Origin of the sequence: uncultured Imperialibacter sp. (genome assembly GCF_963974565.1) — a bacterium.
GTDB lineage: Bacteria > Bacteroidota > Bacteroidia > Cytophagales > Cyclobacteriaceae > Imperialibacter > Imperialibacter roseus.
Window position 1 is genome coordinate 86,379 of record NZ_CAXBCJ010000024.1, and the last position, 14,473, is coordinate 100,851.

A 14,473-nucleotide genomic window follows, 5' to 3' on the forward strand; every position below is an offset into this window, starting at 1 on the left:
TTTAAAGCTTGAGTTGGTGCGGGAATCGACTCTTCACCCTTTGATCATGCGTGGCGATAACGAGTGTAGCATTATACACATTTGCCTGCTCTTCAAGGATATTCAAAACCTTTTCGCTGTTGTCGTCATCCAAACTGGCAGTCGGTTCATCCGCCAGAATCACTTTTGGCTTATTAAGTACAGCCCTTGCTATCGCTATTCGCTGGGCCTCACCCTGACTTAGCTCATAAACCTTGGCATTTCTTCTATCAGACAGGTTAAGAACGTCAAGCACATCCCGTATCCTTTTTTTGTTCTGAGGGAGCTCGGCCATATACTGAGCAAGCAGCAAATTGTCTTCAACTGTTAATACGCTCAGCAAGTGAGGCTTTTGGAAAATAAGTCCAATATGCTTGCCTCTGAATACATCCATTCTATGGCCTCCGAGTTCAGAAAGCACCTGACCTGCTGTCTTCACAATACCGCCTGTTGGCGTTCGAAGCCCGGCCAGTAAGTGAAGCAAAGTCGTTTTACCACAACCCGACCCGCCCAAAATCAGGCTATGCTTCCCCTGCTCAACTTCCCAGTCAGGAAATGCAAGGTGCTTGTCTGGCCCATAGGTGTAAATAACGCTTTGTACGCTTATCATAAAACTAATTCGAGTCAAAAATAGAGGTTAATATGTTAGCCTGAAACGATGCTCTACGAAGTTCGCAGAGAATGTGCTGAGTGGTTGTTGAAGTAGCTTTTACCAGCAATTTGAAACTTTCTCTCACCTTTCCGGCAAAACTCTCACTCTTCGCTCTCAACAAAAAGCCGGTTTTTAAGGCTTTTATTAAAGAATTAATGGAATAACTAATTAGTCAAGATGTTATCAGCCGTGTAAGTAATGAAGAAATTATTCACAGTTCAATCACCCTTCTCATAATACCTTTGAACCTGAAAGTTATGGAAATGAACACAAACAATTTTAGTCAGGTACTGGAGCTTGGAAAAGATGATGAATCATTCATCAACACATTTATTGATCAAAGCACGCAAGAATTGGCAAACTATTTGTCTTGCATCAGAGAAGGAGTAGAAACAAAAAATATGTATTGGTTGAACTTCATCAAACACAAATCAAAAACTCTGCTTGAACTACTAAGCGATGAGGCAGCTTCAAAGAAAATATCGACAATCTCAGAGCTTGCCAGCCAGGGTCAGTGGGAGCTGGATCATCAACTTAGCTCTCTTGAAACGGAAATATTTCAGCTCATAAAAAGCATCAAAACACAACTTAAAACTCAGGAGGTATAAAATGACAATCTTATTCGCATTCATAGGAATGGTTTTACCAATGGTCGGTTTTTTTCTCAACGACTTTTTATCTGAAAGAAAATCAGCTCGTTAATCGCTTTATTTGACGTGCGTGGTGGTCAAAATGACTGATCATAAATTTGATCGTTTGCTGCATATCGAGTCGTCCAATAATGGGATGCTTGAAAAGCTGCCAGCCAAGCTGACGTTCGTCGAGACGATCAATAAGTTGAAGGAAGCCTTTATCGGATTGATCCCAGTCTGCATTGATTTCTTCCAGCGCCAACTTCTCAGGAAAAACATCTAGTCCTTTAGGGGCTTTGAACTTTAGGGGTGACCTCAAAGTAATTTCGAGCAGCAATAACTTTGCACCCGAGAGAAATGAGGAGCTTGCAAGCCCATCCGGCGAAAACGATAATTTTTTTTCAATGTAGCGCAGCGTTCCTGCCTCAGACGCCCTCACATGATAAAGAATTTGCAGTATGCTCCACTTTCCTTCCGCAGGTGATCGGTTCAACAAGCCCGCATCTGCCGACGCAACTATTTCAATTAGCTGCTTCCTTTTCTGTTGCAATACCTCAAATTGCTTCTTTAGCTTTTCCTTCTTCATAAAAAACGGGTGGTCATTCGCTGCTGAGTTCGGGATAGTCCCTTTTTGACGCAATTTAAATCCGGAACCCAAAAGACTGCATTCGTAGGAGTTTTGAGTAACCGTAAAAAAAAACGGGTCATTTACTCATAATACACTAAATTTGGGCAAATTTTATCTAAATCACCTGCATAGTTATTATAACAAAAAAATTACCCGGCATTGAAGGCCTTCTATGCATATACTTGATATAATCGCAATTTTTGTCTGCCTGGCAGGCATCTTTATATACGTAAACACATACTTCATCAAATTGCCCTCTTCCATTGGGCTGATGTTAATGGCGCTTTGCCTGTCCTTTTGCATTTTAGTGGCTGGCTGGCTGTTCCCCGATTTCATTATAGGCACCGAGCGTGTCATGGAAAATTACGACTATTCCGATGTGCTCTATCAGGTAGTGCTCATTTTCATGCTCTTTGCCGGAGCGCTCCAAATCGATTTCAAAAAGCTGGCTCAGGAAAAATGGCCAGTTCTAATTTTAGCCACGGCAAGCATTTTTATTTCAACAGTTATCGTCGGCATTGGCATTTTCTATATTCTTAAGTTCGCAGGCATCCATCTTGACCTGATCTATTGCCTGGTCTTTGGTGCCCTGATATCACCCACCGACCCTATTGCGCTCACATCAACTATAAAGAAGTATAACTTGTCCAACAGACTTGCGATACAAGTATCGGGCGAGTCACTTTTTAATGACGGAGTGGCCGTTGTATTGGCGCTAACGCTACTTGACCTGGCCCACACTGGCGAAGACCACAGAATCAGCTTCTGGGATGTCGGCTTTGTATTTTCGCTTGATGTTGGGGGTGGAATCATACTTGGGCTTATCCTTGGCTTTGTCGGCTACAGGCTACTTAAATACATCGACAACGACCAATCGGAACTGGAGATCCTGGTCACACTGGCGCTGGTGCTAACGGGAGCGCAAATTGCTACAATGCTCCACATCTCCGCCAAACAGGCTGCAGTGGTAGCCGGGCTAATTATAGGAAACGAGGGGCGTGGAAACTATATCACCAGCGTCACCAGCGACTACGTGTTTAAATTTTGGAGTTTGATGGAGGAGTCTCTAAATGCGATGCTTTTTGTGTTGATTGGGCTCGAAATGTTGGTCATCACCATCCGCCTCGACTATTTCGCAGCTGGCTTTTTTGCTTTTACATTGATATTGGTAGCACGGTTTATCAGCGTGGGAATCCCCATCAAGCTCATGTCAACTTTCGACCAACACCATTTCGAAAAACACTCCGTGACAATCATGACCTGGGGCGGGCTCCGGGGGGGCATACCTATTGCACTGTCGCTGTCTCTCCCTGAGTTTGAGGGAAAGGACATCATTGTCACAATGACTTATACGGTGGTTGTGTTGTCTATCCTGTTTCAGGGGCTCACAGTACGCAAACTGCTGGAGTATTCCTTTGGCGTGAAGCTGGAGAAGCCGGTGAATGCCGGGCATCACTAAGCGGAGGTCTTTTCCTTTTTCAACGGTTTTTCGGCCTCAGCAGCTGCCGCTTTATTTGCTTCAGAAAGCAGCTCCTCGTCTTCATTCTCTGACAGGTAGTCGTTGATTTTCTTCCGGATGTCTTGAGGTGCCAGGTTGTAAAACACTCGTCCGTTCCTCACCACCGAAAGCTGCCCTGTTTCTTCCGAAACCACCAGAATCAAAGTGTCCGTTTGCTCCGACATTCCAATTGCCGCCCGGTGCCTCAACCCAAATTGGGCCGGTAAATTATCTCTTTCGGTCACAGGCAAAATACACCTGGCAGCCACTATCTTCCCCTCGTAAACTATTACAGCGCCATCGTGCAGCGGACTATATTTGTTGAATATAGAGAGAAGCAGCCTTTTGGAGAGAATAGCGTCCATTCTGTCGCCAGATTCTGCGTAAAACTTGAGTTCGGTGTTCTTAGAAACCACCATAAGGGCTCCGGTGTTTGATCCGCCAAGGCTTTTCATTCCCTCTACTAAAGGAGTCACATCAAATTTATTACTGGCAGATGAACTACGCCAAAAGACACCAAACGATTTGAAAAAACTTTCCTTGTCAAATGCGGTGGTTCGCCCGATAATGAGTAGAAACTTTCTGATTTCCTGCTGAAACAAGATAATGACCGCCAGCACACCCACTCCCATGAACTGTCCGAGAATAATCGACAAAAGTTCCATCTCGGCGGCCCTCACCACCAGATAAACCAGGTAGAGAAACAGGAAGCCTAGAAACACCCGAATGGCCACGCTCCCCCTCATGAGCTTGTACACATGGTACAGGAGCACGCTCACAAAGCCTATGTCAATGACATCAACCCATCCAATTTCTAAAAACCCAATTTTGAAAGCTAGTATCAAGTATATACCCTCCTGTATAATTCTATGGCCTCAATAGCCTCTTTTGTATCGTGTACCCTCAGAATATTCGCCCCATTCTCTAACGCAATCATATGCAAAGCTGTTGTGCCATTCAGCGCTTCTTCCGCATTTATTTCAAGTGTTTTATAAATCATCGACTTCCTCGATAACCCCACCATAACCGGAGCACCCAATGCTTTAAGAAATGACATCTTTGCTAGTAACTCAAAACCTACCGTAGGCCCTTTTGCAAACCCAAAACCAGGGTCAATGATAATGTCCTTCACCCCATTCGAACGCAAATAGTTAAGCTTGCTACTAAAGTAGTCACAAACTTCCTGTAAAACATCCTCATAATCCGACATCTGCTTCATCGTCTGCGGCATACCCTTCATGTGCATGAGAATGTAAGGAACATTCCGCTCCGCTACTAATGAAAACATTTCAGCATCCAGTTCTCCTCCTGAAATATCATTAATCATTTGAGCACCGGCATCAAGAGCCGCTTTGGCAACTGCCGCCCTGAAGGTATCCACTGATAGAATAGCTTGAGGAAACTGTCGGATGACTGTGGCAACTACATGGCCAACCCGCCGCTGCTCCTCTTCTTCACTAATATGATCAGCGTCAGGGCGGGAGGAATAACCGCCTATATCAAGAAAAGTCGCTCCATTGGTTAAATGCCTTTCGGCAAGCGCCAGTATGTCACTGTCGCTCTTCAATCGCCCTCCATCATAAAACGAGTCGGGAGTGAAGTTAACAATGCCCATCACACATGGAGATTCCAGCGATATGATTTGTCCCCGAACTTCGATACTCCTTTTAGCATCAAAGGGTTTATGAATTGAAAGCAATTTCGTTATTTTTAGCGCCCTGTTGGAACAATTAAGATATACTCCTTTGGAAGAAAAAACTGTAGGCGAATATACTCAAGTAATAAAGGCTTGTAAAGAATTATTTGAAAAGAAGACCCGTGATTATGGCACCGCCTGGCGCATTTTGCGGCTTTCTTCCCTCACCGATCAAATATTCATCAAAGCGCAAAGAATCCGCTCTATTCAGGAAAAGGGAACGCAAAAAGTGGAAGATAATATCAGTGGAGAGTTTATTGGCATCATCAACTATTGCATCATCGCTATGATTCAAATGGAGCTGGCCGAAAACCCAGCGCTCGAACTACCGTATGAAGCGTTGGAACCTCACTATGATAAAATTGCCAGGGAGACAATGGAATTGCTCCTCAACAAAAATCATGACTATGGTGAGGCCTGGCGGGAAATGAGGGTAAGCTCAATGACTGACATTATTTTAATGAAGTTATTGAGAGTAAAACAAATAGAAGACAACAAAGGAAAAACACTGGTGTCAGAAGGTATAAAAGCCAACTATCAGGACATGATCAATTACGCAGTGTTTTGTTTGATAAAACTAAACTATCTCAGCAAATGAAGTGGCTATTACAAGTATCAAGATTTTTCGTCGGTGGTCTCTTTATTTTTTCTGGTGCCATCAAAATCAACGACCCTGTAGGCACTGCCATCAAGCTTGAGGAGTACTTCGAGGTTTTCGCTACCGACATTGCCTCATTCTTCGAAATATTCGTTCCGCTTGCATTACCATTGGCGGTGTTTCTTTGTGTGCTGGAAGTGGTACTGGGAATCGCCGTCCTTCTTAACTACCGGGTAAAAATCACCTACTGGCTGCTGCTTATCATCATTGTGTTCTTTACATTTCTCACCTTCTACTCAGCTTATTTTGACAAAGTGACTGACTGTGGCTGCTTTGGCGACGCCATCAAACTTACTCCGTGGGAGTCATTCATAAAAGATATCATACTCACCATTTTCATAGCTTTCTTATTCCTCAAAAGAGGCCTTGTAGCCAGCGAGTCTGAGGAAAGTCGCACCAAAGATATTATCATTGGAGGCGCAACAGCTCTATCGCTTTTCATTGGCATATACGCCATCCGTCACCTTCCTTTCATCGATTTCAGAGCATACAAAGTAGGTAACAACCTGCCCGAGCTTATGGAGCCGTCAGGCGAACTGAAGTATGAATACGTGATGGAAAAGGATGGCAAAGAGTACCGGATGGAGCAGTACCCCACCGATAAGTCGTACACCTTCAAGGAAATGGTCATCCTTAACCCCGAAGTGCAACCGAAAATCACAGACTATGCAGTGTGGAACGATGAAGGCGACTTTACGCAGGAAACATTCACTGGGAATAAGCTTTTTGTGATCACCTACAATGTGGAAAAGGTCAATAAAGAACACTTTTCCGAGATCAACACACTTATCAGTCAGCTCAGTGGACAAGTAGACACCTGGGCACTGACAGCGTCAGATCCCACAAGCTTCGAAGCCTTTAGGCACGAAGTGCAACTGGCAGTTCCTTACTACTATTCCGACGCCACAGTTCTGAAAACAATCATCAGGTCTAATCCAGGGCTTTTGCTCGTGAAAGGTGGCGTGGTGAAGGGCAAGTGGCATTTCAACGATGTGCCAACTGCATACGATGTCCAAAGTCTTCTTCGATAAATGTTGGCTGACGGAAAACCTATTTTCTTGATTGGTTTGCCTGGGTCAGGAAAAACCACTGTCGGGAAACTTTTGAGCACTCAACTCGGCATTCCATTCATCGACCTTGATGACATAATAGTTCAAAGGGAGGGCAGAGCCATCAGCGAAGTATTTGAAAAAGAAGGCGAAGACTATTTCAGAAAAGTGGAGGCTGCTTGCCTTGCCTCTCTTATTGAATCAAAGGATAGTAAGGTTGTAGCCACTGGTGGAGGCACTCCCTGTTTTTTCGATAATCTCGAAAAAATGAACAGAGATGGAGTCACGTGTTATCTGGAAACATTCTGGAAGGAACTCGCTGCCAGGGTAGCTCCCGGGGAAAGCATAAGGCCATTGTTCAAAGGATTGGCCGGGTCTGAAGTAATGACCCAGCTTCAGGAGCGCTTTTCATGGCGACTTCCGTTCTATCAAAAAGCCCAAATCATCATCTCAACCGAGAACAAATTAGCATCAGATGTAGCTACAGAGCTCCTTGCCCGGCTTTAGAATGTAAAACCAAAAGTAATCAGACCTGAGGTCGTTCTGTTTTTGATGCTAACCTCCGGGCTTACATTGTTAGCCAATATATATGGTGAGTAATTCTGATTCGAAAAAGTATTGATGATGCCAAGGTCAACATAGAAGTTGCTTAATCTGATACCGGCGCCAGCCGTAACTGACTGCTTGTTCCCGGTAGAAGAATCAGAACTGGCGTAAGGATTGCCATACAGCACATAACCGGCTCTCAATCTGAATATATCCAACCTTGCCTCAGCCCCAATACGGTAGTTCAGAGTCGACTTATAAAGATTCTCTATCGTTCTATTGTCAGCATTAGCCGAAAAATCACTCGACCTTAGCCTGGCTCCGGAGTAATTAACCAGCTCCACATCGGCAGAAACAAACCCATTCTTTCCAGCAAATACTGAAACACCAGCTGATAGCCGACCTGGCGTAGTCATTTGGTAGCTCGACTCCAACAGGTCTCCATCGGAGGTCAATACATTAAGAACCGTATCTTCCGGCTCATAATAGAAATTGTTGTAGTTGGTAGTGAGCGAATACGTGCTTATCTCGTTCAAATCATAGATCGTCGGGGTAGTATACGAAACCCCAAACCTGACCAGGTCCAGTGGCCGGTAGATGAAACCAAAAGTCGCATTCACACCAGTTCCTGTTATCTCAAGACTTTCGTCAGCCGAAATGCTGTTGATGGTCGGGTCATCCGCATCATTAGCGAAGTCGTAGAAACTATTCTCTGTATAACGTTTAGTATTCTTATACCTTAACCCCACAATCCCTAAACCAGCTCCAAAGTAAATTTTGTCGTCGTAGTTACCACCGTAAGAAAAGCTCCACTGGTTTTGGCCGCCTACGGTTTTAACGGTTTCGCTCTGACGAGGGTATCCTAACACAAACGAATCATAAGTTCCTTCCTGGCCTGCCACAGGATTGATCAGATAATTGTAGTAAGCAAGGCTTAGCAACCCTCTGTTGTCGATGCTGTTTAAAGGTATGCCGTTCGATTGCTCAAGAAAATAGTCAATTATCGAGCTATTATCGTTGTAGCCCTCATATGTGAATTCATTGTAAAAATCATTCACTCGCTGATAGTTAATAGCAAACGTTCCTCCCTTGAACTTGTCCTGAACAACGTCCCCTTTCGAGAAATTAAAGGCAACACCTAACGTGCTCAAATTGAACTTGTTGAGATATCCGCTATTTTTTTCGTCAGCAAACGTGGCGTCCGAAGTATTAAAATTTAATGAGGGTGTAACAGCAAACACAGACCTGTTAAAGTATCCAAGACCTGCGGGGTTGCTTGCAGCAGTCGTGATATCTCCTCCAAGAGAAGTATTGGCGCCCCCTAGCCCCTGCATCCTGGCCGAACCGGTTGTAGATGAAATACTGCTGAACCTTAACGCATCTGTGTAATAACCAAACGACCCACTTTCAACCTGCGCACTTAGTTTTCCAACAGAGCATACCATTAGCATGCCTACGACGGTAAGCTTAGTCAACTTCTTCATTTTAGTCTGGTATTTATGAATAAAACTTAATTACCACGGCCACTTCTCGTTCCCCCCGAGGAGGATCCTGATGACCTGCTTCCACCGGAGCTGCTCCCAGAAGATCGGCTAGGTGCCGAAAACCCACCGCTGCTACCAGAACTTCTGCTAGGAGCAGAAAAGGTGTTAGACCCACCACTACTTCTGCTGGGAGCCGGAGCAGACCAGCCAGAATTACTTCTGCTGCCACCGCTCGAGCCGCTGCTTCTGTTATAAGAAGGGCTTGAGTAAGAGTTATTGCTTCGCCCACTATTAGAGGGTGCGGAATATGATGGACTGGAATAGCCACTGCTATTGGATCTTGTTCTGTACGAATTGTTATTAGGAACTACCTGTCTGTTCATCTGCCCAGATGACGACCTGGAGTTGCTGGGCAGCACTCCCCTGAATTCGTTGGTCGAACTATTGTTCGTCCTTCCAGAAGATGTTGAGTTCAAACTTCTTGAGCTATTCGAATTAGTTGTCGCTCCTGTAGTAGAAGAACCTCTGCTAGTATTGGCATTCTCAGAAGTCCTGTCAGCTGCCGTATAAGAACTCCTTGATCTTACGCCCGACTCATAGGCGTTCCTGCCTGAATTCCTGTTGGTCACAGCAGAAGTGTTCCTGTCGCTAGTGCCTACTCCTGAGGTGTAGCCAGCCCTGGATCTTTGAAAATATTCGTTTTGAGTACCTGAGTAGTCTCTTGAGCTTGTCGAACTTGAAACAGTTCTTCCTCTCGATGCCGTGGAACCGCTTCTGTCAGTCGACCCAGTCACACTTTGCACATTGGCATTTCTGTATCTGCTAGACCCGGCCGTGTTTGCATAACTGCCACCACCAACGGCACTTCTATTCACTCTTCCACCCCTTACTACATTTTTCGCATATACACCTTTGCCACCGCCTGAATAGTAGCCATCGTAGAATCCGTGATAATAGCCGTTTCCATATCCGTAGTAGCTATAAGGTCTGTTCCAACCCCAGCCACCGTATCTACCCCAGCCACCGCCGTAGTATCCACCCCAGCTATAGCCCCATGGGTCATAAAATCCGTAAGGGTAGCCATAACCATAACCCATTCCGCCCCAACCCCAGCTATAACCTATTGAAAAGCCGATGTAGGGATTCCAGTAAGGGCTGTTCCACGAGCTAAAATAGTAATTATTGTATGGCATCCAGGAGTTCCAATTGTTGCCGTAACCACCAGTATATATATTAACTGTGCTGGCTCCGGATGTGGTGTAGCCATTGGAGTTATAACCATCCACATAGTAGTCTTCGCTGCTATAATTCTGATTCTCCTGATTATCGAGAGCAGCCTGCTCGTCAAGCTGAGCCTGCACGTTTTCCTGCGAAGCACTCTTATACTTAGCTATGTACTCAGGGTTGACTGTCTTTGCAGAATAAGTTGGGTTGTAAGTGTTGTTGCTATACGACTCATAAGTTGCCTGAGACTCGGTCACTGGTTGCCCTTCGTCGTTGGTGGCATACTTGATTTTTACCCTGTCATTTTTTGAAAAGTAGAGATCGTCCACTTCTTTAGTTGACTGAGATATAGCCGCAAAAGGCACCAATGCAATCAATGCCCCTAAGCTTAGAGCTGTCTTTAACGCTGCGAACTTCGTGTACCTTTTCATAGCTTTATATTTTTTTGACTCCCTATAATTTAATGACAACAAAACAACGTAAAGAGTTTCCCTTCCCGTTTCCTTTCATTCACGTATATTTGCCGTCAATGGTATTTACAATTTAAGCAATATCTGTACCAAAATTTAATTTTTCGATGAGTAAAGGATTACCTAAAAGGAGCGAGGACTATTCACTGTGGTATAACGAGCTGGTAAAGAAGGCCGATTTGGCCGAAAATTCGCCAGTTAGGGGATGTATGGTAATTAAACCCTACGGCTACGCTATCTGGGAAAAAATGCAACAGGAGCTTGATCGCATGTTTAAGGAAACGGGGCATTCCAACGCCTACTTCCCACTTTTCATACCAAAATCCTACTTAAGTAAAGAGGCAGCACACGTAGAAGGATTCGCAAAAGAGTGTGCCGTGGTCACTCATTACCGACTCAAGAATGATGAAAACGGAGGTGGTATTATTGTAGATCCAGAGGCTAAGTTAGAAGAAGAATTAATTGTGAGGCCAACATCCGAAACGGTTATTTGGAGCACTTACAAAAACTGGATACAATCCTATAGAGACCTTCCTTTACTCATCAATCAATGGGCCAATGTAGTCCGCTGGGAAATGCGCACGAGGTTATTTCTTCGCACAGCTGAGTTTCTCTGGCAAGAGGGTCACACTGCCCATGCCACCAAAACAGAAGCCGTAGAAGAAACAGTGCGTATGCTCAATGTATATGCAGAGTTTGCAGAAACTTTCATGGCGCTGCCAGTAATAAAGGGCGTAAAGACCGAAAACGAAAGATTTGCCGGAGCAGAAGACACCTATTGCATTGAAGCGCTCATGCAAGATGGAAAAGCGCTTCAGGCGGGTACTTCTCATTTTCTTGGGCAGAACTTTGCCAAAGCATTCGACGTCAAGTTTCAGTCGAAGGAAGGTGCCCTTGAGTATGTTTGGGGCACCAGTTGGGGCGTAAGCACCAGACTAATGGGCGCTCTCATCATGGCTCACTCCGACGACAACGGCTTGGTACTTCCGCCAAATCTTGCTCCGAACAAAGTCGTTATCGTTCCTATTTATCGCTCAGAAGAAGAGAAGGAAAAGATCAATGAGGTAACCAAGGAAATGATCAATAAACTTCGTAAAGCAGGTATTTCCGTAAAATACGACGATCGTGATACGCACAAACCAGGCTGGAAATTTGCTGAGTATGAGCTAAAAGGTGTGCCGGTTCGCATCGCTATCGGCCCTAAAGACCTTGAAAACGGAACTGTTGAGGTAGCAAGAAGGGATACCCTGGAGAAGTCAGTCATTCCATTGAATGAGGAATTTACAGCGACGATAAGTCAGCTGCTTGAAGACATGCAAGCTAATATCTATAAGAAGGCTTATGACTTCAGAGCAGGAATGATTACGAAAGTAGAATCCTATGAAGAGTTTAAAAGCGTTCTGGATGAAAAAGGGGGATTCGTATTAGCCCACTGGGATGGTACTTCAGAAACGGAAGAAAAAGTGAAGGACGAAACAAAAGCCACCATTAGATGTATTCCTCTTGATGGAGAAGAGGAGGTCGGAAAATGTATGGTAACAGGTAAGCCATCCAAGCAAAGAGTAATTTTCGCCAGGGCTTACTAAGCGAACATTTCTCAAGGTAAGCTCGAAGTTAATTTCTAAATTTCAGGAACTTAAACAATTATGGCAGAGTGGTTCATTGTTATCGGGCTTGTGGTTTTCGGGCTGGCACTCATCGTCATCGAAGTAGTGTTTATTCCTGGAACAACTATAGTTGGCATACTTGGATGTCTATTTGGTATTGCCGCTCTCTATCTCAGTTTCGAGTATTTCGGAAATACCATTGGCGCTATTACCTCGATCGTCTCATTGATTGCTGGGATATCAGTGGTAGTGATTAGCTTAAAGAGTGGAGTTTGGGAGAAATTTTCACTCAAATCGACCATGGAAGGGAAAGTAAACGGAGAAATCGTCGTAACGGCAAAAGTTGGCGATGTTGGCAAAGCCATCTCGACCCTAAAGCCAATTGGCAACGGCCTGTTTGATGAGAAAATATTGGAAGTTCGAAGCAACGGCGACTATATACCAGCCGATGCCAAAATACAGATTTCGAAAATTGTCGATAGTAAAATATTCGTTGAATCAATCTTAAATTAATCAATAATGGGTAATCTTTCTTTTCTATTTTTAGTTTTCGCCGCCATTATAGGATTCTTCATTTTCCTATACTTTGTGCCTGTGAACCTTTGGATCACAGCAATCTTTTCCGGCGTAAAGGTTGGGCTACTTGAACTTGTTTTTATGCGCATCAGAAAGGTGCCTCCAAGTGTTGTTGTAAACTCATTAATTACAGCCACAAAAGCAGGTATCGCTATTACCGATGAGCATACTGGGGAAAAACGCCAATTGAAAACCTCAGACCTTGAAACGCACTACCTGGCTGGTGGTAATGTACCTCAGGTAATCAGAGCACTTATTTCAGCTGACAAAGCCAATATCAACTTGTCATTTAAGCAGGCAACCGCTATTGACCTTGCTGGCAGAGATGTGTTCGAGGCAGTTCAAATATCAGTTAATCCGAAAGTAATCAATACCCCTTCTGTAGCTGCGGTAGCTGCAGACGGCATCCAATTGGTGGCAAAAGCCAGAGTGACCGTTCGTGCCAATATCCAGCAACTTGTAGGTGGGGCTGGCGAAGACACCATTCTTGCAAGGGTCGGGGAAGGCATTGTAACATCAATTGGTTCGGCCGCTACACACAAGGCTGTTCTCGAAAACCCGGACAAAATATCCAAACTGGTGTTGGCCCGTGGCCTTGACGCTGGAACAGCTTTCGAAATTCTCTCTATTGACATTGCCGACGTAGACGTAGGAGCAAACATTGGCGCAAAACTTCAAACTGACCAGGCATCAGCAGACTTGAAAGTGGCTGAAGCTAAGGCTGAAGAGAGAAGAGCCATGGCTGTAGCCCTAGAGCAAGAAATGAAAGCAAAAGCCCAGGAAGCCCGGGCCAAGGTTATTGAAGCGGAAGCGGAAGTACCGAAAGCGATGGCAGAAGCCTTCCGCTCAGGCAACATGGGTATCATGGACTACTACAAAATGCAAAATGTAAAGGCTGACACTGAAATGAGGGAGTCGATTTCAGGCTCAGGCTCATCTAAGTCAAAGTCCAAGAATAAGGAATAGGACTCCACGAAAAAAGGTAAGAAGCCTCAATACAAATAGTGTTGAGGTTTTTTTTACAGCCAACTGTAGGCTTGCTTCGACCTGCGCCCGCATATTAGCTTCCCTAAAAGTCTAGGCTCTGCCCTCCAGGGCACCGTGCCTGAACAGGATGAACATTCTGTCCAGAGACCTAGCCAAAATACATCAACCAACTAGCTTTCGCTGAACGTACAAGATGCATGGGAGAGAACTCTGGATTGAAATCTTCAACCCTTAGCCGAAAACATCTACATCTGGTACTCAAGACCTCTTTGAGCGGTCAAGCACAATAGTACCAATGTCGCAGCCCGATTTGCCGACACAAACCCTAATACCAATACAAAAGCCTTCAGAAGTCAGTTTAGGGGCGCCCGGCTAGGGGCGTGAGAAACGTCAGCGTCTCTCTATACAGACTTTCCAAAATCTATGCTTACTACAATCGTCCCCCAGCTTTTCCGCTTGATCCCTTCTTTCTATACAGGTCTCTAAAATCTATTCTTAGTACAATCCGGCCCCAGATTTTCCGCTTGACTCTAAATCATCCTAAACGCAAAAAAGCCTCTAAGATTACTCTTAGAGGCTTTGACAACCTTGCGGGTTGTTTGATAAAATCAGGCAACGACCTACTCTCCCACCTTGCACAGCAGTACCATCGGCGCAGACAGGCTTAACTTCTCTGTTCGGAATGGGAAGAGGTGGACCCCGTCGCTATAGTCACCTAAAGACCTTCGTGATCTTTTCAACTTGCTCC

The 14,473-nt window shown here is 44.7% G+C and carries 14 protein-coding genes and 1 rRNA gene; 8 read left to right on the forward strand and 7 right to left on the reverse strand.

What is annotated here, in order from left to right:
- Window position 1: 1 nt before the first annotated feature.
- Entirely contained in the window at window positions 2-628 is a 627-nt protein-coding gene (locus AAC052_RS24535; protein WP_317489645.1) for an ATP-binding cassette domain-containing protein, read from the reverse strand.
- A 299-nt stretch (window positions 629-927) separates the two neighbouring features.
- Between AAC052_RS24535 and AAC052_RS24540 the strand changes: the two genes are divergently transcribed.
- Complete coding sequence (locus AAC052_RS24540; RefSeq protein ID WP_339815856.1) at window positions 928-1,278, forward strand: hypothetical protein; 351 nt, start codon at window positions 928-930, stop codon at window positions 1,276-1,278.
- An 82-nt stretch (window positions 1,279-1,360) separates the two neighbouring features.
- On the opposite strand, the gene AAC052_RS24545 is transcribed toward AAC052_RS24540, so the two are convergent.
- The gene (locus AAC052_RS24545; protein ID WP_317489643.1) at window positions 1,361-1,888 is read right to left on the reverse strand and encodes a DinB family protein; all 528 of its coding nucleotides are present in this window, start codon (window positions 1,886-1,888) and stop codon (window positions 1,361-1,363) included.
- Between the two features lie 214 nt (window positions 1,889-2,102).
- Between AAC052_RS24545 and AAC052_RS24550 the strand changes: the two genes are divergently transcribed.
- A complete protein-coding gene (locus AAC052_RS24550; RefSeq protein WP_317489642.1) occupies window positions 2,103-3,389 on the forward strand; it encodes a sodium:proton antiporter in 1,287 nt (428 codons plus the stop codon).
- On the opposite strand, the gene cdaA is transcribed toward AAC052_RS24550, so the two are convergent.
- A complete protein-coding gene (gene cdaA, locus AAC052_RS24555; protein WP_151999629.1) occupies window positions 3,386-4,273 on the reverse strand; it encodes a diadenylate cyclase CdaA in 888 nt (295 codons plus the stop codon). The genes AAC052_RS24550 and cdaA overlap by 4 nt on opposite strands.
- A complete protein-coding gene (gene folP / locus AAC052_RS24560) occupies window positions 4,270-5,127 on the reverse strand; it encodes a dihydropteroate synthase (RefSeq protein WP_339815857.1) in 858 nt (285 codons plus the stop codon). The genes cdaA and folP overlap by 4 nt, the downstream gene beginning before the upstream one ends.
- A gap of 46 nt (window positions 5,128-5,173) precedes the next feature.
- Between folP and AAC052_RS24565 the strand changes: the two genes are divergently transcribed.
- Genes AAC052_RS24565 through AAC052_RS24575 form a run of 3 tightly spaced genes read left to right on the forward strand, consistent with a single transcriptional unit; the run spans window position 5,174 to window position 7,338 of the window.
- Window positions 5,174-5,722, forward strand: a complete 549-nt coding sequence (locus AAC052_RS24565) for a nucleotide modification associated domain-containing protein (RefSeq protein ID WP_317489640.1) — start codon at window positions 5,174-5,176, stop codon at window positions 5,720-5,722.
- Window positions 5,719-6,813, forward strand: a complete 1,095-nt coding sequence (locus AAC052_RS24570) for a BT_3928 family protein (RefSeq protein WP_339815858.1) — start codon at window positions 5,719-5,721, stop codon at window positions 6,811-6,813. Before AAC052_RS24565 ends, AAC052_RS24570 begins: the two co-directional genes overlap by 4 nt.
- Window positions 6,814-7,338, forward strand: a complete 525-nt coding sequence (locus AAC052_RS24575; RefSeq protein WP_339815859.1) for a shikimate kinase — start codon at window positions 6,814-6,816, stop codon at window positions 7,336-7,338.
- Here AAC052_RS24575 and AAC052_RS24580 read toward each other — a convergent pair.
- Window positions 7,335-8,861, reverse strand: a complete 1,527-nt coding sequence (locus AAC052_RS24580) for a long-chain fatty acid transporter (protein ID WP_339815861.1) — start codon at window positions 8,859-8,861, stop codon at window positions 7,335-7,337. The genes AAC052_RS24575 and AAC052_RS24580 overlap by 4 nt on opposite strands.
- Window positions 8,862-8,887: 26 nt before the next feature.
- Window positions 8,888-10,516 carry a hypothetical protein gene (locus tag AAC052_RS24585; RefSeq protein WP_339815862.1) on the reverse strand — a complete coding sequence of 543 codons (1,629 nt, stop codon included), beginning with the start codon at window positions 10,514-10,516 and terminating at the stop codon, window positions 8,888-8,890.
- A gap of 146 nt (window positions 10,517-10,662) precedes the next feature.
- On the opposite strand from AAC052_RS24585, the gene proS reads away from it, so the two are divergent.
- The 3 genes from proS to floA are packed head-to-tail and all read left to right on the forward strand — an operon-like array spanning window position 10,663 to window position 13,704.
- A complete protein-coding gene (proS, locus tag AAC052_RS24590) occupies window positions 10,663-12,141 on the forward strand; it encodes a proline--tRNA ligase (RefSeq protein WP_339815863.1) in 1,479 nt (492 codons plus the stop codon).
- Between the two features lie 60 nt (window positions 12,142-12,201).
- The gene (locus AAC052_RS24595) at window positions 12,202-12,675 is read left to right on the forward strand and encodes a hypothetical protein (protein WP_317489634.1); all 474 of its coding nucleotides are present in this window, start codon (window positions 12,202-12,204) and stop codon (window positions 12,673-12,675) included.
- A gap of 6 nt (window positions 12,676-12,681) precedes the next feature.
- A complete protein-coding gene (gene floA / locus AAC052_RS24600; protein ID WP_317489633.1) occupies window positions 12,682-13,704 on the forward strand; it encodes a flotillin-like protein FloA in 1,023 nt (340 codons plus the stop codon).
- A gap of 628 nt (window positions 13,705-14,332) precedes the next feature.
- Here floA and rrf read toward each other — a convergent pair.
- Window positions 14,333-14,444: ribosomal RNA gene (gene rrf, locus AAC052_RS24605) — 5S ribosomal RNA — on the reverse strand.
- Window positions 14,445-14,473: the final 29 nt, after the last annotated feature.

Coding starts and splice junctions, on each gene's coding strand:
- AAC052_RS24535 (WP_317489645.1), bottom strand. CDS start 628: ATGATAAGCGTACAAAGCGTTATTTACACCTATGGGCCAGACAAGCAC.
- AAC052_RS24540 (WP_339815856.1), top strand. CDS start 928: ATGGAAATGAACACAAACAATTTTAGTCAGGTACTGGAGCTTGGAAAA.
- AAC052_RS24545 (WP_317489643.1), bottom strand. CDS start 1,888: ATGAAGAAGGAAAAGCTAAAGAAGCAATTTGAGGTATTGCAACAGAAA.
- AAC052_RS24550 (WP_317489642.1), top strand. CDS start 2,103: ATGCATATACTTGATATAATCGCAATTTTTGTCTGCCTGGCAGGCATC.
- AAC052_RS24570 (WP_339815858.1), top strand. CDS start 5,719: ATGAAGTGGCTATTACAAGTATCAAGATTTTTCGTCGGTGGTCTCTTT.
- AAC052_RS24575 (WP_339815859.1), top strand. CDS start 6,814: ATGTTGGCTGACGGAAAACCTATTTTCTTGATTGGTTTGCCTGGGTCA.
- AAC052_RS24580 (WP_339815861.1), bottom strand. CDS start 8,861: ATGAAGAAGTTGACTAAGCTTACCGTCGTAGGCATGCTAATGGTATGC.
- AAC052_RS24585 (WP_339815862.1), bottom strand. CDS start 10,516: ATGAAAAGGTACACGAAGTTCGCAGCGTTAAAGACAGCTCTAAGCTTA.
- proS (WP_339815863.1), top strand. CDS start 10,663: ATGAGTAAAGGATTACCTAAAAGGAGCGAGGACTATTCACTGTGGTAT.
- AAC052_RS24595 (WP_317489634.1), top strand. CDS start 12,202: ATGGCAGAGTGGTTCATTGTTATCGGGCTTGTGGTTTTCGGGCTGGCA.
- floA (WP_317489633.1), top strand. CDS start 12,682: ATGGGTAATCTTTCTTTTCTATTTTTAGTTTTCGCCGCCATTATAGGA.